Source organism: Prevotella sp. ne3005, from assembly GCF_900110085.1.
Taxonomy (GTDB): domain Bacteria; phylum Bacteroidota; class Bacteroidia; order Bacteroidales; family Bacteroidaceae; genus Prevotella.
The window spans coordinates 43,187-64,900 of record NZ_FOCK01000008.1 but is presented as its reverse complement, the minus strand read 5'-3'; the positions used below and the strand labels follow the sequence as shown (position 1 = coordinate 64,900).

Here is a 21,714-nt window from a genome sequence, read left to right as displayed (position 1 = left end):
TAAGGTAATAGGAATGGTAAAAGGTCTTTTACCCTTTTACCTTTTTGCCCTTTTACCTTTGTCAGCGCAGGCTGGCGACTACAACATTGTGCCCCTGCCCCAGAGCATTGCCCTGCAGAAGGGAGAACCCTTTACGCTTGATGCCACCGTGCAGATACTGGCACCGTCAGCACTGCAACAGGAGGCTGAGTTTCTGCAGTTCTACCTCCGCGATATGGTGGGGCTTGACTTCCCTGTCGTCCAGAAACGCGCTAAGAAGGTGTGTTATATCGAACTGGCAGTGTCGCCTAGGGTGACATCGAAGGAAGGTTATGTGCTCACTGTCGGCAGCAAGGGCGTTACCCTTCAGGGAGGCTCGGCTGCTGGCGTCTTCTATGGCATCCAGACACTTAGGAAGTCATTCGCCAACACTTCGTCCGCGTCTCTGCTTCAGATGTTCCAGCTGCCTGCAGCCGTCATCACCGATACACCACGTTTCTCTTGGCGAGGCATGCACCTTGACTGTTCCCGTCATTTTTTCTCGGTGGAGTTCGTGAAGAAGTTCATCGACCTGTTGGCCCTGCATAACATGAACATCTTCCATTGGCATATTACCGACGATCAGGGTTGGCGCATCGAGATCAAGAAGTGGCCGAAACTGATGGAGGTGGGCTCTCATCGCACGGGTACCATTATCGGTACCAACAGCGACATTGACGATCAGATTCCCTATGGTGGCTATTACACGCAGGCTGAGGCCCGCGAGATTGTGGCTTATGCTGCAGCACGTCATATTACCGTAGTACCTGAGATTGATATGCCAGGCCACATGCTCGCTGCCCTCGCCAGCTATCCAGAGCTGGGCTGCACGGGTGGCCCCTATCAAGTGGGACACTATTGGGGCGTCTATAAGGATGTGCTCTGTGTGGGCAATCCGAAGGTCTATCAGTTTGTGGAGGATGTGCTCACGGAGATTATGGATATCTTCCCCTCGGAGGTGATTCATATCGGGGGGGACGAGACGCCTACGGAGAAATGGGAGGCCTGTCTTAAATGTCAGGGCATCAAGGAGAAGCAAGCGCACTTCACCAAGCGTGTCTTCGACTTCCTGACATCGAAAGGTCGTCGTGCTTTAGGCTGGGATGAGATTCTCGACGGCAGTCCTCAGGATGCGATGATCATGTCGTGGCGCGGTACTGCCCCTGGTGCCAAGGCTGCTGAGGCTGGGCATGATGTCATCATGGCGCCTACCACCCACTGTTATCTCGACTACCAGCAAGTGGAGGATGTGCTTTTCGAACCGAGTCGTTGTGGTGGATTCATCCCCATCGAAAAGGTCTATTCGCTTGATCCTGCCCCAGACAGCCTCTCCGTGGAGGCCCGCCAGCATATCCTCGGCACGCAGGCTAATCTCTGGTCGGAGTATATGACCAACGAGGCGATGGTAGAGTATCAGGCCCTGCCCCGTATGACGGCTCTCGCTGAGGTGCAGTGGACTATGCCCGAGCGTAAGAATTTCGATGACTTCAAACAACGACTGGGCGAATTTACCAAGTATCTGGAATATTTGCACTACACCTACTGCAAACACCTCTGGCCCGAGCGCCAGATCCCTAACCGTTGGCAGTTCTGATGTATTAATAGTTGGCGATGGCTTTGGCCACGGTATAGGCAGTGGTCCAGGCGGCTTGGAAGTTGAAGCCTCCTGTGATGCCGTCGATGTCGAGGATCTCGCCAGCGAAGAAGAGTCTAGGAACATGACGACTCTCCAAGGTGGCAGGGTTGACGGCTTCGAGGGCGATGCCTCCGCAGGTGACAAACTCATCCTTAAACGGTGCGCGACCTGTGATTTCGTAGGTGTCACAGCATAGGGCGTTGGCCAGGCGGTTCAGTTCTTTTTGATTCAGACTGCTCCAACGGCCTGTGGCTCTTTCGCCTATGGCTTTTCCTGCAAGATAGGTCCAATGACGCATTGTCAGTCCCTCTGGGGCAATGGTGTCGATTTGTTTTTGTGGGGCTCGCTGGGCTGTGGCCTGTAGTAGGGCAATGGCCTCCGTATCCTTCGATCCCAGCCAGTTGATGGCCAAGGGGGCTTTGTATTGGCGCTCTGCCAGATGGCGTGCCGCATAGCTCGAGAGTTTCAGGATGGCAGGCCCGCTCATGCCCCAATGGGTGATGAGCAACGGTCCTTGCGCCCTCAGTTTGGTGCCAGGGATCATCGCCACGGCCTCTTCGGCTACTGTTCCCATCAGGGTGCGCAATCCTTCATCGGCTATTTGGAAGGTGAAGAGCGACGGCACGGGCTGTGCTGTCTCATGGCCAAGGTCTGCAAGCCACTGGAGCCCCTCTGCCTTAGGCTGACCGCCACAGGTCACGGCTACGAAGTCATAGTCAGCTAACTGCTCAAAGTTGGTCACTTTCTCTGAAGTACGGATCTCAATGCCGAGGCGACGGGCATAGGCCAGGAAACAGTTGATGATGGTATGCGAGTCCTGCGACAGGGGGAAGACACACTCGTCAGCCTGTGTCGTCAGTCTCACGCCGTGGGCCTCGAACCAGTCATAGGCATCACGCTGTGAAAAACCTTTCATCAGTCGCTTCATCAGCCGGTGGCCACGGGGATAGACGGCCTGCAGGTCACGGATGGCAGCAAACGAGTTGGTGCAGTTGCAACGTCCGCCGCCGCTCACCTCGACCTTAGCCAGCAGCTTCGTGCTCCGCTCGAGGATGGTTACCTCCATCGTAGGCATCATCTCCTTCAGGTTGATGGCGAGGAAAAAGCCTGCCGCCCCGCCTCCGACAATCGCTGTTTTCATTGCCCGCCGAGTCTGTTGAAGTAATCTGCCACGTCATCCCACGTCTTAAACGTGTCGCTGCCGAAACGTATCTGCGTGGCCATGCCGTCCCAGGCGTCATCGGTGCCGATGAAATAGTCGCCATAGAGCAGGGTCCGCTGGTTGGTAAACACAGTGTGTCTGAAGGCTGGCACGTTCACATACTGCCTTAGCCAGTCGTTGACCTCTTTGTACGCCTCAGCCTCGGGTGGGGCAGGGGGTACAAAAAAGAGTTGATAGTCTGCCAATAGTGTACGGATGGTTTTCTGCGATGAACTCCTAGGCTTGCCATGGTCATCCATGAGCGTCTCTATACCTATATATATAATAGGTCGTTGCCGTCCCTCTTGCAGGTCGTCGATCCAACGAATCACGGGCACGACGGCGTGCATAAAACTCTGGTCGTTCATACGGTGCTCTCCGTGGAAACTCACAGCCAGCGGATAATGCTCATGGAAAAGGCCATAGGTATTCACCAGATCGTCCTCGTCGCCGAAGAGTCCCCATACTCGCTGTTGTTCTTCTTCTGTAATGCTCTCAAAACAATGTTCCGTAATCTCCTTATAGCTCTTCACGAGGGCTTTCGTCACAATGAAGTCCTGCACTCCGTCCTGACGTGGATTCTGGAAATGCTGGGCACCCATCATGCCGTGATCCTTCATGGTGTCGCCCATCCTCAGGGCTGGGTTCACGAGGATACGGTCGTAGCCCCTCAACATCTCGGAAAACATGCCGCCCATCGACGTGCCGATGATGAGGTCGGGCTGTTCCTGCTCGCACACCTTTCGCAGTAATGCCAGTGCCTCCTCAGGCTCCAAAGGCAGGTCGGGAGCCACCACTTCTGCCTCGGGCAGGACGGTGCGGATGCGGGTGACTGTGCCAGACTGTCCAGACGAGGCAAAGCCGTGAACATATAGAATCTTTTTCCCCTTGAAAAGATCGGGAAACTGTGTGATATAAGGATTGGTTTGTTCCATATTTATATGCTTTTAGGGCACAAAAATACGACAAATCACCCAAAATACAAAACAAATTACCGTTTTTTCTTGTTTGTTTTAGAAATAATGTATAACTTTGCCCCCAGAACGTAAACATTAAATATTATTCAATTCATTAAAACCATTGAGATTATGAAAAAGTATTTAGCAGAGATGGTGGGTACCATGGTACTCGTGTTGATGGGCTGCGGCGTGGCCGTGAGCCTGGGTTGTGACCCTGTAAATAATATTCCCGCTGTGGTGGGTACGGCCTTCGCCTTCGGACTGGCTGTGGTGGCCATGGCCTACACAATCGGCGGCATCTCGGGCTGCCATATCAATCCCGCCATCACGTTGGGCTGCTTCCTGAGTGGCCGCATGAGCGCGAAGGATTGTGGTATGTACATGCTCTTCCAAGTGATCGGTGCTTTCATCGGCTCTCTGCTTCTTTATATTCTGACAGAGAATGTGCCTGGTCTTGAGGGTACGGGTGCCAACGACCTGCAGGCGAACGTGAGCGTGCTGGGCGGTCTGCTGGCTGAGGTAATCTTCACCTGTGTGTTCGTGCTCGTCGTGCTGGGTGCTACTGCCAAGACTAACGGCGCTACCAACAACTTCGCTGGTCTGGCCATCGGTCTGTCTCTGATTCTGGTACACCTGGTTTGTATCCGTTATACGGGTACTTCTGTGAACCCTGCCCGCTCGATTGCTCCGGCAGTGTTCCAGGGTGGAACGGCGCTGGCTAACCTGTGGATCTTCATCGTGGGTCCGTTTGTGGGTGGTGCCTGTGCTGCTGGTATCTGGAAGCTGATTGACACAGAGAAGTAATAGATTGGAAATTGAAAATTGAAGATTGAAAATTGAAACACGAAAACGGACTGTTTAAGGCGAACGGCACCAACTACCTGGTGCCGTTCATATTGATTACCACGCTCTTTTTCCTCTGGGGATTCGCCAGGGCCATCCTCGATGTGCTGAACAAGCATTTCCAGAACGAGATGCACATCTCAATCACGCAGTCGAGCCTAATCCAGGTGACCACGTATATGGGCTATTTCCTTATGGCGATTCCTGCAGGACTCTTTATCAACTATATGGGCTACAGGCGCGGCGTGGTGCTCGGACTGCTGCTCTTCGGCATCGGAGCGTTGTTGTTTGTACCGTGTGCAGAGGCTGCCACTTTCGGCTCGTATCTCTTCGCGCTGTTTATAATCAGTATGGGATTGGTGTTCCTCGAGACGGCTGCCAACCCTTACGTGACGGAGTTGGGAGGGCGTGAAACGGCTTCAAGCCGACTGAACCTCTCGCAGTCGTTCAATGGCTTGGGCTGTTTGTTTGCTACTTTTGCTGTGGGACAGTTCCTGTTCAGCGACAACGGTGGTAGTGTGGCTGTGCCTTACGTGATACTGGGAGTGGTGGTGCTGGTGATAGCAGCCGTCTTTTCACGTGTGCATCTTCCTGAGATCGTGCATCATGACGGAATGGAAGAGAAAGCCCGCTATGGGCGTGAGCCACTGCTGAAGGTGTGGAGTCACAAATACTTCGTCTATGGACTCATAGCACTGTTGTGTTATGAAGTGGCGGAGATATCAATCAACAGCTACTTCATCAACTATGTGACGGGCATGGGCTGGATGGATGACCGTACAGCCTCGATGGTGCTGACAGCTGCGTTGGGCTTCTTTATGGTAGGGCGTTTCGGGGGTAGTCTGGTGATGCGTAAGGTGCCTGCAGAGAAGATGCTCTTCCTGTGTGGCGGTGGTTGTGTGGCCTGCATATTGCTGGTGCTGATGAACTTTGGTCGTCTGTCGATGATAGGCCTGATTGGTGTGTTCCTCTTTGAGGCAGTGATGTTCCCGACGATATTCTCGTTGGCAGTAAGAGACCTGGGCAGTCTGACGAAGAGTGCCTCGTCGATACTAATGATGACGCCTGTGGGTGGTTGTGGCTTCCTGCTGGTGGGTATCATTGCCGATGCCACCGACATGGTGGTACCCTTCATCATTCCGCTGATGTGCTACGTCATCGTTGGACTTTATGGCTTCGGACTGATGGTGAGTCGTGCCAGGAAGTTGAGGAAGGTCTCACGGTAGGCCTCAGTGACGCGGATAATCTCGTCGCCGATATAGATACAGTCGTTGCGGTCGACGCTGCGGATCTTGTCGAGGGCAACGATATACGAACGATGTACACGCATGAACTGCTGCGTGGGCAGCATCTCTTCGACCGACTTCATCGTGAGGTGGGTAATGAGAGGCTTGCGCTCGCCGTCGAGATAGAACATCACATAGTCTTTCATGCCTGAGACGTAGAGAATCTTGTCGAGGGCAACCTGACGGAACTCGCCGTCGACCTTGAGAAAGATTGATCCTCCTGTGGGTGTGGCGAGGATAGGGGATGCCTGGGGGGTGTCAGCTCCTGCGACAGGGGCGGCAGCAGGCTGAGGCGTACGGGTGAGATACCACTCGCGGGCTTTCTCGACGGCTGCAATGAACTTGTTATAGCGGATGGGCTTCAGCAGGAAGTCGAGGGCCGACACCTCGTAGCTCTCGAAGGCGTACTCTTTGAAGGCCGTGGTGAAAATGACCTTTGTGCCGGCGGGCAGCATGTGGGCCAGCTCCATGCCACTGAGGTCGGGCATCTGGATGTCGAGGAACAGCAGTTGTGGCTTCTCCTCCTTGATGGCATTGATAGCTTCGACGGAGTCGGTAAATGAGCCGAGCAACTCTAGGTCGGGGGTCTTGGCTACGAACGACTCTAATAACTTGACGGCCAGGGGCTCGTCGTCGACAATCATACAACTCAGACTCATCTTTATTCTTTAATCTTTATCCTTTAATCTTTAATGTAACACGAACGTGGTAGATATCGTTCTCGAGCGACTGCTCCCAGGTATAGCGGTTGGCGTACATCAGGTCGAGTCGTCGACGCGTGTTCTCTATGCCTATGCCTGAGCCACTGCGGTCGGCATCGTCCTTAGGATAGTTGGTGTTGTCGCAGGTGAACACGAGTGTGTCGTCCTCCTGTTGCAGGGTGATGTCTATCCTCGAGTGACGGTTGCTGCTGACGCCATGCTTGAAGGCGTTCTCAATGAGTGAGATGAAGATCAGTGGGGCAATCTCCTGTTGGGGATTGGGAATCGAGAACTGGGCGTTGACCTCTGTCTTGTCGTTGCAGCGCAGTTCCATCAGCGAGATATAGTTGCGCATGAACTCCACTTCGCCCTGAATGGCAACCTGGGGCTTGTTGGTCTCGTACATCGCGTAGCGCAGCAGGTCGGAGAGTTGGGCAATAGCATCCTGTGCGGCATCGGCATCGATCTGCGTAAGGCTGGAGATGTTGTTGAGTGTATTAAACAGGAAATGGGGATTGATCTGATTTTTCAGCCAGGCGAGCTCTGCCTCTGTGTGCTTGGCCTGTTCGTCCTTCAGCTGCTGGCGTATCTGACGGGTACGGATGAAATGGCGGATGCCGATGGCGATGGCCGCCACCATGCAGTTGAGCAGCAGGAACATCAGGAAGCCGGAGAAGAAGCCTATCCACATGTTGGGTGTCATCTCAGGCATATTGGGGATGTTATGGCGATGGATGAACATCCAGATGAATTGTGAATTCAGCGCGACGATCATCAACAGGTTGAAGAACGCAAAGAGCCAGTAGCGGTGCTGGAAGAATAGCTTATGCAGGATGTAGAAGTTGACGAAGTAGACGATGAGCGGCGACTTCAGCAAATCCCACACCACGAAGAAAGAAGTCTTGGTGGCGCCAGCATCGCGGGTACTGAGATAGGTGGCTATCGGCATGGCGCCTAGGATTGGGATCCATACCAAAAGTTGTATGACTGGCCTGGTGGCGATGTCAGAGTCGTTGCTTCCCTGTGGCGGCTTAAGGCCTGCAAAGCGATACAGGTGCCTCAGGAGGTCTTTTTTCTCGATTTTCTTCATATCGATGGCAAAATTAGGAAATAATTCTGAAATAACAAAATCTCTCTCGCATTATCTCAATGCAGGAGAGCAAAAATAATCTAACTAATTACTGATTCACGTTTCCTACGTTGTTGATGATCTCACCTTGTGACTGCTGCTCGATGAAGTCGTTCTGTACACGGCTGACGTGCTGCTGGGCTGGCTTCTTTGAGTTACCGAAGGTGTAGCTGATGGTGAGGCTCACGTTGGAGATGGGCACCTTGACATTGGTGTAGCTTGTGAAGTTCTTGCCATTGCTGCATGACTCGATATTGATGTTGCCGCCCTTGTTGAGACCAATCAGACCAGAGACACCGACGGTGAGCTTGTCATTGAAGAACGACTTTGAGATGCTGGCTGTCAGGAGGTTGAAGCCGCCGTTCCATCCCTGCAGGGAGTAGCTCTTGGTAGAGGTGATGGCGAAGGCACTGAGCTTGAGGTTCCAGGGCAGGGTCTGCTGCAAGCCAAGCATGGCGCTGGCAGTCCAACCGCTGTTGCTCTGGTCGAGGGCGTCGCTGCGCAGGTCGAGGTAGTTCACGCTACCGTTGAAGAAGATACGGGTGTCCTTGGTGAGCAGGTAGTTGACGTAGCCGTTCAGACCTGTCTGGTGGCTCTTGACGACGTTGCCGTAGGTGGTGTTGAGCAGGTTGTTGTCGTCATAGAAGCTGTACTGGGCGATGGCGTTGTCGGTGAAGTTGTGGTGCAGGTTGAGGTTGACCATCAGCTTCGGTGTGAACATATTGTAGACGAGTGAGATGTTGTGAGCCTTCTCGACGTCGAGTTCAGGATTACCATAGGACAAAGCGATGGGGTTGGTCTTGTCTACATAGGGATTAAGGTAGGAGATACCAGGGCGCGAGATGCGCATGTTGTAGGTCAGACCGAGGTTGGAGCCCTGTGAGAGGGTGTACTGCAGGCTGGCTGTAGGTACGAGGCTACCGTATTGCTTCTTGAAGTCGTCGCCTTTGCCGAGGTGGTATTCCACGTCCTGCCAGGTGTACTCGTAGCGGAGGCCTGCCTTGAGGCCGAACTTGTTCCAGTTACCGGCATATTCGCCATAGCCTGCGAGGATGCTGTTCTTATACTCATACTCTGAGCTGCTGCTGGGGTCGTAGACGTTCTTCAGATAATACTTCGAGTCGGAGGTGGCATCGTGGAGTTGGAACTTGGCACCAAGGCTCAGGCTCTGACCAGTGCCGAGAGGCATGGTGTAGTCGAGCTGGAAGATGTGGCTGGTGGTCTTGTCCTTGTTCTCTGAGTAGCGGTCGGTAAGATCGATGTAGTTGGAAGTGGTGCCGAAGTTGTTGGTCATCTCAGAAGTGGAGGGGCTGTAACTCAGCTGGTAGGTGAGGCCTAACGACTGGGTGTGCTCCTTGTTGAAGAAACGCTGGTAGTCGATGCTCCCGTTGAACGAAGTGCGGGCGTTCTTCATATCGGTAGTGCTGCCGTAGCTGAAGTCTGTGCCATAGCCATTGCCGCCAATGGCGGTGGTCGAGGTGCCGCTGCTCTTCATGTTCATACTGTTCACCTGTGCAGTGAGGTTGAGCATGCTGACAGAGTCGATCTGGTAGCCGAGGGTGAGGCTTCCCATGGTGAATGGAGTCTTCACGTCGTTCTCAGAGGTGAGGATCTGCGAGGAACCGTTGTCCTGCAGCTGTTCCATCTCAGTGGTGGTGGTACCGGGCTTGTTGTAGGAGGTCATCACGTTGGCGCTGTAGGAGAGTTTGCCCTGCTGGCCGTTGAGGAAGGCGCTGGCACCCAGCTGCTTGGTGCCTACCTGAGCACGGATCGTTCCGTTGTAGCCATTGAGACTCTGGGCAGCCTGGGGGTTCTGCTTGTTCATGATGATGTTGAGAATGCCTGCTGCTCCCTCTGCATCGTACTTGGCGCCAGGATTGGTCATCACCTCAATGCTTTTTACGGCCGTGGCGGGCATACTCTTGAATACCATCGAGGGATTGGAAGAGAACATGGCGTTGGGCATTCCGTCGACATACACCTTGAAGGACGACGAGCCGTTGACGGTGATATTGTCCTGTCCGTCGACCGTTACCATGGGCACTTTGCGGAGCATGTCAAGTACGGTGTTCGACTTCGAGTCCTCGTCTTCTGCCACGTTATAGCTCATCTTGTCGACTTCCATCTTCACCAGTGGCTTCTGGGCGACGATTTCCACGCCCTTCAGCATCGTGGCATTCTCTTTCATATATAAGGTACCCAGGTCGAGCGGATTCTCCTGTCCGAGGGTGACGGTCTGACGGAGGTCTTCCTTACCCACGCTGCTGAACACAATGTCGAACTTACCCTTGCCCTTCACCTCTTGTGAGAACTGACCGTCCTCCTTGGTGAGGAACATGGCAACGGGCTTCTCTTTCTTGCCAGCCTTGAACACGCGAACGGTGGCGAAAGGCTCGGCCTCGCCAAGTGTCTCGTCCATTAACACGCCCTTCACAGTGGTCTGGGCCATTACTACCTGTGATGTCATCATCATCACAACTGCTGCGAAAAATGCTTTGAACTGTTTCATATCTTTAATTGTTTTTATTATGTTCGATTCTGAAATCTGCTGCAAAATTACGCCGATAATCGCCTCACTCCAAATGGATTTCGACGACTTCTTGGGATTTTTTCGACGAGATACCCTAAAAAAATTGGAGAATTATGCTGAAATAAGAAATTTAATTGTATCTTTGCGCTGTGAAACAGATTATTAACTAATAACAGATTATTAACTAATATATATATTTATATGAAAAAGAACCTAATGAAATGGACGTGGATGTTGGGAGCCGCAATAGGAATGGCCTCTTGTGGTCTTGACATGCCAAAGGAAACGAATTCATCTTTTGAAACTATGACAGTGAAGAAATCAGACATTGAATTACCTTACAAGTTCAGTGCCAGGATGAAAGGTCAGAATGATGTGACGGTTACTCCTCAGGTCAGCGGTCAGCTGATGAAGATTTGTGTGACTGAAGGTCAGCAGGTGAAGAAGGGACAGACGCTCTTTATCATCGACTCCCGCAATGCTCAGTTGGAGCTAGAGGCTGCAAAAGCCAACCTGCAGGCTGCTCTGGCGCAAGAGAACTCAGCCAAGCTGGAGTATGAGTCGAACAAGAACCTGTTTGATAAGAAAATCGTCAGCAGCTATATGTTGAACAACTCTGAAAACTCGTACAAACAGGCTCAGGCAGCTGTGGCCCAGGCACAGTCTGCAGTGAACCGTGCGAAGGTGAACCTTGGTTTCTGCACTATCACGGCTTCCGTGTCGGGTATTATCGGTGAGATACCTGTGCGTACTGGTGACCAGGTATCGCCTTTGACACAGCTGACCATGCTGAGTGGCAACACGACCATGTACGCTGAGTTCTCTGTAACGGAGGCTATTGTTGAGGCTATGGTCCAGGAAGGCATGAAGGCTACTGATGTGGAGAAGTATATCGCCAGTCTGCCGGCAGCAACGTTTATCATGAAGAATGGTACGGAGTATCCCCATAAAGGTCGCGTCATCAGCCTCACGGGTGTTGTGAATGCTGCCACCGGCTCGTTGACCAGTAAGGTGTCGTTCCCTAACCCCGACGGCCATCTGTACTCCGGCATACAGGGTACGATAGTGATGCCCTTCGCAGAGAAGGATGTGATAGTCATTCCTCAGAGCGCAGTGGTACGCCTTCAGGACAAGTCGCAAGTGTTTAAGGTAAAGGCTGACAGTACTGCCACCGCTATTGACGTGACAATACAAGATACTGGTAACGGTCAGGACTTCATCATTACCAATGGACTGAATGTGGGCGACCAGATCGTGGCCACGGGTGCCAATAATGTAACAGAGGGACAGAAGGTGCTGTTTCCTGAAGAAGTGAAAGGTGAATAATACGCTTCCGCATTATGAAGAATAATATATTTATTAATAAATATGTGATGGCATGTGCCATCTCGATTGTGATTGCGCTGGTGGGTTACATCTCGATGAGCACACTGCCAGTTGAACAATACCCGGATATTGCACCGCCTACGGTGTCGGTCTCTACCAGCTACTCCGGTGCTGACGAGAATACGGTGATGAAGTCGGTTATCCAGCCCCTTGAAGAGGCTATCAACGGTGTGACCGATATGACCTATATTACCTCAAAGGCCTCGTCGAACGGTGATGTGGAGATCAACGTATATTTCAAGCAGGGTACCGATGCCGACTTGGCGGCGGTAAACGTGCAGAACCGCGTGAGCGGGGCACTGGCCCTGTTGCCTGCCGATGTCACCAAGGTTGGTGTAAAGGTAGAGAAACGTCAGAACAACATCCTGCAGATTTTTGCTGTGAAGAGTGCTGACGGCAAATACGACGAAGACTTCGTGTCGAACTACGTAGATATCAACATCAAGCCGCGCTTGATGCGTATCACCGGTGTAGGTAACGTGCTGAGTCTGGGTAATACCTATGCCCTGCGTATATGGCTGAAGCCCGATGTGATGGCCCAGTATGATCTTACTCCTAACGACATCTTTGCTGCCATCGGTGGACAGAGCTTTGTGGCCGCTGTGGGTTCCTTAGGCGAACAGTCGGGTAACTCCTATCAGTACAACATGCAGTATAAGGGAACGCTGAAGACGGAGGATGAGTTCAAAGACATCGTGCTGCGCACCAGTGGAGGTGGCATGCTGCACCTGAGCGACGTGGCTGAGGTGGAGATCGGTGCCATGAGCTACAACTTCACGTCGAACATTCAGGACCGTCCGGGTGCCCTCTTTATGGTGTTTGCTGCGCCGGGAGCCAATGCCACTCAGGTGAACGCCAGCATCAACAAGATGTTTGAGGAAGCGAAGAAGACAATGCCTGCCGGTCTGGAGTTCGTGACCATGATGACCTCTGACGACTTCCTGTTCGCAGCCATCCACAATGTAGTGGAGACGCTCGTTATCGCCATCATACTCGTAGTGCTTGTAGTGTTCATCTTCCTGCAGAACCTCAAGGCTACAATTATTCCCTCTATCTCGATTATCGTATCGTTACTGGGCACCTTCGCTGTCGTCTCGCTGGCAGGTTTCTCGCTCAACATCCTGACGCTCTTCGCCCTGGTGCTGGCCATTGGTACGGTGGTTGACGATGCCATTGTGGTGGTAGAGGCCGTTATGGCTAAGATGGAGGGTGGCATCAGCGATGCCCGCGAGGCCACTCGCCAAGCCATGAACGAGGTATCGGTAGCCGTCGTCTCGTGTACGCTGGTGTTTATGGCCGTGTTCGTGCCTGTGATGTTCATGCCTGGTACTTCCGGCACATTCTTTACCCAGTTCGGTGTGACGATTGCTTCGTCTGTTGGCTTGTCGTGTGTATCGGCCCTGACGCTGTGTCCTGCCCTTTGTGCCATCATGATGCGTGTCACAGAAGGCAAAACGGAAGGCAAGGGATTGACCTATTATACGAAGAAAGCTTACACGGTAAGTTACAACGCCATCTACAATAAATATAGCAAGAGTGTACAGAAGTTCATCAAGCGCCCCGTCCTGGCCTGGAGTCTGCTGGCATTGGCCGCCGTGCTGCTCGTGTTCTTTATGAAGAGTCTGCCTTCAGGCCTTGTGCCTCAGGAGGACCAAGGCGTGTTCCTGGCAGAAGTTCAGGCTCCGGAGGGTACCACATTGAAGCAGACACGTGAGATGGTGAAAAAGGTGGAAGAGAAAGTCAAGAAGATTCCTGAGTTGGAGAGCTTCTCAATCACCTGTGGTTATGGTATGCTGTCGGGTGCCGGTTCCAATTTTGCCACGATGGTTGTGCGTCTGAAGAACTGGGATGATCGTCCAGGTATGAACCACCTAATCGACCTCGTCATTGGCCGTTTCTACTACGACTGTATGGACATCAAAAATCTGAGGGTATTACCCTTCCAGATGCCTCAAATTCCCGGCTACGGTTCGAGTAACGACATTTCCCTGATTGTCGAGGACCCCACCGACGGGAACCTATCGGAATTTGCCAAGCATACCGAGCATTTCCTATCTAAGCTTACTGAGCGACCAGAAGTAGCTTCCGCCATGACCACCTATTCGGAGCGATTCCCCAAGTATCAGGTGAATGTTGATGCCGCTCAGTGTGACCGTGCTGGTGTATCACCTGCCGATGTGCTCAACACGTTGGGTGCTTTCTGCGGTGGCGCATATATCGGTAACTTCAACCAGTTTGGTAAGGTCTATCGCATCATGGCTGCCGCTTCGCCCGAATACCGTCTCGACCCCCAGTCGTTGCACAATATCTTCGTTCAGGTTGGTAACGGTAAGATGGCACCCATCTCTGAGTTTGTCAGTCTCAAGGAGATTGTCGGCCCGGCCAACATCGAGCACTTCAACTTACTCCAGAGCATCACTTGCTATGTGACGCCCGGTAGCGGTTTCACCGAGGGCGACGTCCACAGGGTTATCGCCGAGGTGTTCAAGGAAGAGATGCCCAATACTGCCACCTATGAATATAGCGGTATGTCTCGCGAGTTGGAAGAAACTGCCAACTCCAATGCCACAGCCCTCATCTATGTCATCTGCGCCATCCTGATTTACCTCATCTTGGCTTCACTCTACAACTCATGGTTCACACCGTGGGCCGTACTGTTCAGCGTACCTTTCGGACTGATGGGCGCCTTTGTGTTTGCCTACCTCGGCAGCCTGATAGGCTTCCCAGGCATGGACAACAACATTTATCTGCAGACGGGTGTCATCATGCTGATAGGCTTGTTGGCTAAGACGGCCATCCTGATTACTGAGTTTGCCACTGAACGCCGTGCCCAGGGCTTGAGCATCCGCGATGCTGCCTTTGAGGCTTGTAAGGAGCGTCTGCGCCCCATCTTGATGACGGTGGCCACAATGATTATCGGTATGATACCTCTGGTGATTGCTGGTGGTGCCGGTGCCAATGGTAACCGGGCCCTTGCCCTCGGTGTCATCGGCGGCATGAGCATCGGCACCATTGCCCTGCTCTTCGTCGTACCCGCCTTCTTTATCGTATTCCAGAAACTGCATGAGCGGTTCCAGGGAAGGAAAGAGGTAGAAGTTAAGAATTAAGAGTTTAGAAATTATGACATATAAGAATATCATCACAGTCGTAGCCGTGTGTCTCATGCTCACAGGCTGTGGTCTGTATAACAAGTACGAACAAAAAACAGAGGCGCCTGCTGAGGTCTTTGGCACGTCCGAGGATGTAAAAGCCGTCATAGGCGAGACGTCGTTGGCCCAGATGTCATGGCGTGAGTTCTTCACCGATCCACAACTGCAGCAGCTCATTGAGCAGGTGTTGGCCAACAACACCGACCTCAACTCTGCACGCATTGCCATCGAGAAGAGTCAGGCAGCCCTTACGGCTGCTAAGCTTGCCTACCTGCCATCGCTCTATCTGGCCCCCCAGGGTACGCTGGCCAGCTTTGACAACAGTGCCTTCTCGAAGACCTATTCGCTACCGTTGCAGTTGTCGCTGGATGTTGACGTGTTTGGCTCTATTACCAATAAAAAACGGGCAGCTAAGGCCGTCCTCCTACAAGCTCAGATGCAAGAGGAAGTGGTGCGTGCCAACCTTGTCTCTGTCACAGCCCAGCAGTATTTTATGCTTCAGTTGCTCGACCGTCAGTTGGAAATCCTTACCCAGACCGATAGTCTCTGGAATACCTCACTCGAGACCCAGAAGGCCCTATGGGAGAATGGTAAGGCTTATTCGACAGCCGTCAATCAAATGGAGTCGTCGTATCTGAATGTGAAGACCCAGATTGTTGATACCCGTCGTAGCATCCGTGCTACTGAGAATGCTATCTGTAAGCTGCTGTCAGTTACGCCACAGCATATTGCCCGCTCCGGTTGGGGCAGTGCTGACCTCCATCATCCAGAGGCACAGGGGGAAACTGGCCAGCGCATGTTCGATATAAATTTCCTGAAAGTAGGCGTGCCCGCATCGATGCTTGAGTGTCGTCCCGACATTCGTATGGCCAACCACGCCATGGAAGAGGCCTTCTACAACACGCAGGCTGCGAGGGCTGCTTTCTTCCCCAGCATCAACCTCACAGGTACTGGTGGATGGACCAATAATGCAGGTGTCGAGATTAATCCCGCCAAGCTATTCCTCAATCTTGTCGGTTCGCTCACACAGCCCATCTTTGCCCAAGGCAAGATCAGTGCTAACTATAAGATCTCCAAACTCACCGAGGAAGACCTGCAGAAGCGATATGTGCAGACCGTCATCAATGCAGGTAACGAGGTGAACGAGGCAATAGCCGATTGCGTGGGCGCTCGTGAGAAGCATGCCTACTACCATCGTCAGGTGGAAGTGCTTCATGAAGCTTACACTGGCACCCATGAGTTGATGGACAATGGCAAGGCCAGTTACCTTGAAGTGCTCACTGCTCAGGAGAGCCTGCTCACGGCCCAGCTTGGCGAGGCTTCTAATATGTACCGAGGCGCCCAAGCTGTCATCGCCCTCTACATTGCCCTCGGAGGTGGTACGAAGTAGCGTTCGTCGACAATAAATAATAGATATGAAAAGAATAAGGATTTGGTTGTTCACCGTCATCATCCTCCTCATCTGCGGCTTATGCGTGATGACGTTCCGCCGCTCGGAAAAGCCAAACGATGAGACGGCCCAGTTTGTGACCATCACCGATGCCGTGCCTGATGCCATCTTGGAGATACGTTATTATGGCACTTACAACTTTGTAGGCACCCGAATTGATGGTTATCAACAGCCTACGGCCCTGCTCACGAGGGAGGCTGCCGACAGTCTGAGGGCTGTGAGTGACGATGTGAAGGCTCTGGGCTATCGGTTGAAGATCTACGATGCCTATCGTCCACAAAGTGGCGTTGACCATTTCATGAGTTGGGCAGCCAATATCTCTGATACACTGATGAAGACCTACTTCTATCCCGACCTCGACAAGAGTGCGCTCTTCGATCAGGAGTATATTAAGTCAAAGAGTAGTCACACCCGTGGTTCCACTGTTGACCTGACCCTTTTTGATATGACTACTGAAAAGGAACTGGATATGGGTGGTACCTTTGACTGGTTTGGCCCTGAGAGTCATCCCGACTTTTGCGGCAATCCTGAGACGGGCGAGTATACGGGCAACAACTCAAAATCACCGAAGAGACGTAAAATCACTGCTAAGCAGTTTAATAATCGTATGATCCTGCGCCAGGCCATGCTCCGTCATGGTTTCAAGCCCCTCGCTACTAAGTGGTGGCATTTCACTCTTGAGAATGAACCCTTCCCTGAGACTTACTTCACCTTCCCAGTCAAGCAGATCAAATGATAAAACGAGCTTTATACCTATTAATTTTGGGGGCGTTGCTGTTACAGACGGCAGCTGCACAAAATGATACTATTGTGTTTACGCCACAGTGGACGGCACAGGCACAGTTTGCGGGCTACTATGTGGCTGAGACAAAAGGTTTCTACCGTGAGGCGGGTGTGAAGGTGCGCATCGAACACCCATCGTCTACACAGCCGGCTATGACGCGACTGCGTAAGAATTTGTGTCAGGCCACCACGCTACAGGTTTGTCAGGCCTTGGAGATTGTTGATGAGGGCATCCCATTGGTGAACATCCTTCAGACATCCATGAATAATGCCATGGTAATCGTCTCTTACCGTGATATGGACCCGCTGACGCAGAAAGGGGCACGTGTGGGCATCTGGAGTGTGGGCTTCGGCCAGTTGGCCATCTGCATGAGTATCATGGACCACCTGGACTACGAGTGGGTGCGTTTTGCCCAGAATGTCAACCTGTTCGTTTCCGGTGCCCTTGATGCGACGCTTGCCATGAGTTATAACGAATTCTATCAACTGGTGCAGGCAGGCATCAAAATGACCGATAAGAATGTCTATCGTTTCTGTGACCATGGCTACAACGTACAGGAAGATGGCGTTTATATGACCCGCGACTACTACAACGGTCACAAGGAACAGGCGCAGCGCTTTGCTCGAGCCAGCAAGAAAGGGTGGGAGTGGGCTGCCGCGCATCCCGAGGAGACACTGGACATCGTGATGAAGTATGTTGACCGTGAACATATCGCAACCAACCGTGTAATGCAGAGGCTGATGCTCAAGGAGGTGCTCCGCTTGCAGGTGGATCGCGATTCTAAGAAACGTGAGTTCCGGTTGCGCCCGGATATGGTAAAGCTGGCCAGTCGTCTCATGGTGAAGAACATGATGCTTGGTCAGGAGGTGACATATGAATCATTAATGCCGTAGAATCATGATGACGAGTTTCAGAAACATAATCACCTATATCCGCCGCAAGCTCTCTGTCAGGGTTAGTCTGTGGGTGGTCTTTTTTGCTGCTGTCGTATTCATTGCAGCCCTCGGATTCCTGTTCTATCAGTCGCGTGAGACTGTGCGTCAGGAGGCCGTCAATCGTGCCACGCAGATTCTGGACAAGACATCACTACGTGTTGAGGGTATCTTGAACCGTGTCGAGGTGGCAAATAAGATGACCTTGTGGCTCGTAAAGCGTCATCCCGAGAATGCCGACTCGATGTTTGTCTATAGCCGTGGTATCCTACTGAACAACCCTGATTTCTACAACTGCTCCATTGCCTTTGAACCTAACTATTTCAAGGACCGGGGACGTTACTTCTCGGCCTATTCCAAGTGCGATGGTGACTCTATTCGTACCATACAGGGTGGCAATGACTCTTACCAGTATTTCTTCGCTGACTGGTATCTTATGCCTATACTTCTTGACCACCCGTGCTGGACGGAACCTTATATGGACTATGATGTGCAAACCAATACCAGCGAGATGGTTACCAGTTACTGTCAGTCTGTCAAAGACCGTAATGGTCAGGTAATCGGTGTTGTTAACACAAGCCTCTCCCTGAACTGGCTCTCCCAGACTATCTCGGCCGTCAAGCTTTATCCCCATTCTTACAGTATCATGATTGGCCGGGGCGGTACCTATTTCGTACATCCTGATACGGCAAAGATCACCCGTCAGACCATCTTTACCCAGACCATCGAACAACCCGATACGGCTCTCTCTTCCCTAGGTTATGCCATGCAGCGTGGCGAGCAGGGTATGAAGCGTATGAGCTTGAATGGCGAGAACTGCTACGTCTTCTACAAACCGCTTGGTCAGACGGGCTGTAGCATGGCCATCGTTTGTCCTGAGACGGATATCTTCGGTGGCTTCGACCGTCTGCGGCGCACTGTCATGGCCATCGTCTTCGTTGGTCTGCTGCTGATGCTCTTCTTCTTTATCCGTATTATCACCCGTGAACTCAGTCCTCTTCGGCGTCTGGCCCATGAGGCTGAGACTATAGCTTCAGGACAGTTTGATGCCGAGTTGCCCAATTTCAATCGTGTCGATGAGATCGGTCAGCTGAGTAACTCGTTCGGCAATATGCAGCAGTCGCTCGTGAAATACATCGGCGAACTTAGGGATACCACTGCCCAGAAGGCATCTATAGAGCGCGATATCCACATCGCGAGCGGTATTCAGATGGGTATGCTTCCCACGAATTTCCCCACCTATCCCGATCGTGACGACGTGCAGATTTATGCCTCGCTGGTTCCTGCCAAGGAGGTGGGTGGTGACTTGTTCGACTTCTTCTTCCGCGATGAGAAACTCTACTTCTGCATCGGTGACGTATCGGGCAAAGGTGTTCCTGCCTCGCTCTACATGGCGGTCACCCGTAGCATCTTCCGTACCGTGTCGGCCACAGAAACTATGCCAGACCGCATTGTCTCTACCATCAACAAAACGATGGCCGAGATGAATGATACCAACATGTTCGTGACCCTTTTCGTCGGCGTTCTCGATTTGCGTATGGGCCACTTGTATTACTGCAACGCCGGTCATGATGCGCCATTGCTCATAGGCGCTGGCGTAGGCTTCCTGACATGCAACGCAAACATCCCCGTAGGATTCCATCCTTCTTGGCAATACACGTTGCAGGAGACCCAGATCTTTACAGGCACCACCATTTTCCTCTTCACCGACGGATTGACAGAGGCCATGAATGCTACTAAAGAACAATTCCGGATGGAGAGCGTCAACGACGTGGCTGTCAAGGCCCATGCCGAACATCAACAAGAACCTCATCAGTTAATCGACCTCATGACCGAAGCTGTCGGTCAGTTTGTAGGCGGTGCTGAACAAAGTGACGATTTGACTATGATGGCTATACAATACATTAAAAAGCAAAACAGTATCGTACTTCCCAACGATACACAGGAGGTGCCGCGGCTGAATACCTTCGTCTCCGACATGTGCAATTCTTTAGATGCCCCTCTCGATGTCACCGCACAGGTGCAGCTCGCGGTCGAGGAGGCTGTGGTTAACGTGATGGATTATGCCTATCCTGCCGGCACTCGTGGTGAGTTAACTGTGGAGGTTCAGGCGGATGATGAACAGTTACAGTTCATCATCCGCGACACTGGCATCCCCTTCGATCCCACCACCACGCCGGAGATCGATACGACGCTCTCGGCGAAGGATCGGCCTATCGGAGGGCTTGGTATCCATCTGGTGCGTCAAATCATGGATGACGTCCAATACAGACGTATTGGCGAATTCAATGTGTTGACGCTGATTAAGAAGTATCAGAAGGTGAAAAAGTAATATAGTATAATAATAAATTAGTAAAAAGACGATGAAGACAACAATTCAAGAGCAAGATGGCAACATGGTTGCCTTTCTGGCAGGTAGCCTCGACACTGCTGCCGTACCCGAGACAGAACAGGCTTTGGCCCCCCTTAAAGACTGTGAGGGAAAAGACATTATTCTCGATTGCACCGACCTGCAATACATTTCCTCCGGTGGCCTGCGTATCTTTCTGGGCATTCTGAAGAATGCAGAGAACAAAGGCAGTGATGTCTATATTAAAGGTATTAACGACGATGTACGTGCTGTCTTTGCCATGACAGGCTTCATCAATATCTTCAAATTTAAGTAAACCGCCAAAACAATCCCCTGAAGCTCTGCTCCGGGGGGATTGTTTTGCCTTTAGGACATGAGGTCTAGTAATAAACAAAAAATAACCAATTTAATTTGGTGTTTTGCTTGTTTATTCGTATCTTTGCCGAGTTAATATAACTATTTGATGATGAAGAAGAGTTTGTGTTTATTCATAATGGGCTTGACGACGGTGATGCCGGTACAGGCACAGTGGGACAGAATCCATACTAGCACGGCCATCAGCGGTGTTTTGGGCGTGCTTAATGAGAGTATTGAATCGGCAGAGCGCAAAAAGGCGATGGAGATTAAGGCTCAGGAGAAGGCGCAGTATGAACAGACTTTCAAGGACGCCATGACCGAGGCCAAGGACTTTGAGCAGAATGAGAAGTGGGAGGACGCTCTCGAGAAATATGAGGAGGCCGCCAAGCTGAACTGTAAGTATGGCTATACCGACCAGCGACAGATTACTCGAAAGATCAATGGCCTTTATGTGAAGGCTGGTCGTGAGGATGACGGTCCCGGCGTGCTAAACAATGCCAAGACCATCCTGCCCGACTATTCCGGCTATCGCTATATGCGCGAAAACCCCGTGTATGTGAATAAAAAAGAAACGAGTACTAAGATAGTACGCGTAGCCTGTTCTGACAAGGAGACGCGCCTGGAAATGGAGACGGAAGGCATTTATGCCAATGATGCCGGTCGTATCAAGGGGGCTACCTACATCAAGGGCAACAAGGGCGGGAAACTCACTCTGGTTGGCGTTGAGAACATTACATTGGCTCCCGCCTGGACCTATATCCCCTGGCCTTACCAGAAGTTACGCTTCGTGCTCATCTTCCCTCCACTTCCTGATAATGCCACAGAGTTCGATCTGATTGAACCCTCCAGCAGTTGGCAGTTTAAGGACATTAAGTGTAAGTAAGGTCTTTAGGATAGACATCACATTATTATATATAAAGAGAGCGGTGGGAATGGTCTCACTGCTCTCTTTTTATTTAACAAAATGTTAACAATTAAGAATTTTGTCGAAGAATTGGTTATA

At 51.8% G+C, this 21,714-nt stretch carries 16 protein-coding genes; 11 read left to right on the top strand and 5 right to left on the bottom strand.

Annotated elements, in window-relative coordinates; all coding sequences use genetic code 11:
* Positions 1 to 13 precede the first annotated feature (13 nt).
* Entirely contained in the window at positions 14 to 1,612 is a 1,599-nt protein-coding gene (locus tag BMY16_RS12160) for a beta-N-acetylhexosaminidase (RefSeq protein WP_091843053.1), read from the top strand.
* Between the two features lie 4 nt (positions 1,613 to 1,616).
* Here BMY16_RS12160 and BMY16_RS12155 read toward each other — a convergent pair whose 3' ends face one another.
* Both BMY16_RS12155 and BMY16_RS12150 read right to left on the bottom strand, forming a co-directional pair.
* Positions 1,617 to 2,795, bottom strand: coding sequence for an aminoacetone oxidase family FAD-binding enzyme (locus BMY16_RS12155; protein WP_091842813.1), 1,179 nt, complete (start codon positions 2,793 to 2,795; stop codon positions 1,617 to 1,619).
* Positions 2,792 to 3,790, bottom strand: a complete 999-nt coding sequence (locus tag BMY16_RS12150) for a YqiA/YcfP family alpha/beta fold hydrolase (RefSeq protein WP_091842812.1) — start codon at positions 3,788 to 3,790, stop codon at positions 2,792 to 2,794. The genes BMY16_RS12155 and BMY16_RS12150 overlap by 4 nt, the downstream gene beginning before the upstream one ends.
* Positions 3,791 to 3,940: 150 nt before the next feature.
* Here BMY16_RS12150 and BMY16_RS12145 point away from each other — a divergent pair, with 150 nt between their 5' ends.
* Both BMY16_RS12145 and BMY16_RS12140 read left to right on the top strand, forming a co-directional pair.
* Positions 3,941 to 4,618: an MIP family channel protein gene (locus BMY16_RS12145; RefSeq protein WP_262987330.1), complete on the top strand. Its 678-nt coding sequence runs from the start codon at positions 3,941 to 3,943 to the stop codon at positions 4,616 to 4,618.
* Between the two features lie 32 nt (positions 4,619 to 4,650).
* Positions 4,651 to 5,883 carry an MFS transporter gene (locus tag BMY16_RS12140; RefSeq protein WP_091842809.1) on the top strand — a complete coding sequence of 411 codons (1,233 nt, stop codon included), beginning with the start codon at positions 4,651 to 4,653 and terminating at the stop codon, positions 5,881 to 5,883.
* Here the strand turns inward: BMY16_RS12140 and BMY16_RS12135 are convergent.
* From BMY16_RS12135 to BMY16_RS12125, 3 genes are all read right to left on the bottom strand, one after another.
* The gene (locus BMY16_RS12135) at positions 5,826 to 6,602 is read right to left on the bottom strand and encodes a LytR/AlgR family response regulator transcription factor (protein WP_091842807.1); all 777 of its coding nucleotides are present in this window, start codon (positions 6,600 to 6,602) and stop codon (positions 5,826 to 5,828) included. The two genes, BMY16_RS12140 and BMY16_RS12135, sit on opposite strands and share 58 nt — an antisense overlap.
* Before the next feature lie 16 nt (positions 6,603 to 6,618).
* Entirely contained in the window at positions 6,619 to 7,734 is a 1,116-nt protein-coding gene (locus BMY16_RS12130) for a sensor histidine kinase (protein ID WP_091842806.1), read from the bottom strand.
* A gap of 88 nt (positions 7,735 to 7,822) precedes the next feature.
* Complete coding sequence (locus BMY16_RS12125) at positions 7,823 to 10,282, bottom strand: outer membrane beta-barrel family protein (RefSeq protein WP_091842804.1); 2,460 nt, start codon at positions 10,280 to 10,282, stop codon at positions 7,823 to 7,825.
* Between the two features lie 222 nt (positions 10,283 to 10,504).
* Here BMY16_RS12125 and BMY16_RS12120 point away from each other — a divergent pair, with 222 nt between their 5' ends.
* From BMY16_RS12120 to BMY16_RS12085, 8 genes are all read left to right on the top strand, one after another.
* Positions 10,505 to 11,629, top strand: a complete 1,125-nt coding sequence (locus BMY16_RS12120; RefSeq protein WP_091842803.1) for an efflux RND transporter periplasmic adaptor subunit — start codon at positions 10,505 to 10,507, stop codon at positions 11,627 to 11,629.
* A 14-nt stretch (positions 11,630 to 11,643) separates the two neighbouring features.
* On the top strand, positions 11,644 to 14,796 hold the full coding sequence (locus BMY16_RS12115) for an efflux RND transporter permease subunit (protein WP_091842801.1): 3,153 nt from the start codon (positions 11,644 to 11,646) through the stop codon (positions 14,794 to 14,796).
* Between the two features lie 13 nt (positions 14,797 to 14,809).
* Positions 14,810 to 16,228, top strand: coding sequence for a TolC family protein (locus BMY16_RS12110; RefSeq protein WP_091842800.1), 1,419 nt, complete (start codon positions 14,810 to 14,812; stop codon positions 16,226 to 16,228).
* A 25-nt stretch (positions 16,229 to 16,253) separates the two neighbouring features.
* The gene (locus BMY16_RS12105) at positions 16,254 to 17,024 is read left to right on the top strand and encodes a M15 family metallopeptidase (RefSeq protein WP_091842799.1); all 771 of its coding nucleotides are present in this window, start codon (positions 16,254 to 16,256) and stop codon (positions 17,022 to 17,024) included.
* 74 nt (positions 17,025 to 17,098) lie between these two features.
* Entirely contained in the window at positions 17,099 to 17,965 is an 867-nt protein-coding gene (locus tag BMY16_RS12100) for an ABC transporter substrate-binding protein (RefSeq protein WP_244513053.1), read from the top strand.
* A 4-nt stretch (positions 17,966 to 17,969) separates the two neighbouring features.
* Positions 17,970 to 20,336: a SpoIIE family protein phosphatase gene (locus BMY16_RS12095; protein ID WP_091842796.1), complete on the top strand. Its 2,367-nt coding sequence runs from the start codon at positions 17,970 to 17,972 to the stop codon at positions 20,334 to 20,336.
* Between the two features lie 31 nt (positions 20,337 to 20,367).
* Positions 20,368 to 20,670: an STAS domain-containing protein gene (locus BMY16_RS12090; protein ID WP_091842794.1), complete on the top strand. Its 303-nt coding sequence runs from the start codon at positions 20,368 to 20,370 to the stop codon at positions 20,668 to 20,670.
* Between the two features lie 162 nt (positions 20,671 to 20,832).
* Complete coding sequence (locus tag BMY16_RS12085; protein WP_139207218.1) at positions 20,833 to 21,594, top strand: hypothetical protein; 762 nt, start codon at positions 20,833 to 20,835, stop codon at positions 21,592 to 21,594.
* Positions 21,595 to 21,714 lie beyond the last annotated feature (120 nt).

Coding starts and splice junctions, on each gene's coding strand:
- BMY16_RS12160 (WP_091843053.1), top strand. CDS start 14: ATGGTAAAAGGTCTTTTACCCTTTTACCTTTTTGCCCTTTTACCTTTG.
- BMY16_RS12155 (WP_091842813.1), bottom strand. CDS start 2,795: ATGAAAACAGCGATTGTCGGAGGCGGGGCGGCAGGCTTTTTCCTCGCC.
- BMY16_RS12150 (WP_091842812.1), bottom strand. CDS start 3,790: ATGGAACAAACCAATCCTTATATCACACAGTTTCCCGATCTTTTCAAG.
- BMY16_RS12135 (WP_091842807.1), bottom strand. CDS start 6,602: ATGAGTCTGAGTTGTATGATTGTCGACGACGAGCCCCTGGCCGTCAAG.
- BMY16_RS12130 (WP_091842806.1), bottom strand. CDS start 7,734: ATGAAGAAAATCGAGAAAAAAGACCTCCTGAGGCACCTGTATCGCTTT.
- BMY16_RS12125 (WP_091842804.1), bottom strand. CDS start 10,282: ATGAAACAGTTCAAAGCATTTTTCGCAGCAGTTGTGATGATGATGACA.
- BMY16_RS12120 (WP_091842803.1), top strand. CDS start 10,505: ATGAAAAAGAACCTAATGAAATGGACGTGGATGTTGGGAGCCGCAATA.
- BMY16_RS12115 (WP_091842801.1), top strand. CDS start 11,644: ATGAAGAATAATATATTTATTAATAAATATGTGATGGCATGTGCCATC.
- BMY16_RS12110 (WP_091842800.1), top strand. CDS start 14,810: ATGACATATAAGAATATCATCACAGTCGTAGCCGTGTGTCTCATGCTC.
- BMY16_RS12105 (WP_091842799.1), top strand. CDS start 16,254: ATGAAAAGAATAAGGATTTGGTTGTTCACCGTCATCATCCTCCTCATC.
- BMY16_RS12095 (WP_091842796.1), top strand. CDS start 17,970: ATGATGACGAGTTTCAGAAACATAATCACCTATATCCGCCGCAAGCTC.
- BMY16_RS12090 (WP_091842794.1), top strand. CDS start 20,368: ATGAAGACAACAATTCAAGAGCAAGATGGCAACATGGTTGCCTTTCTG.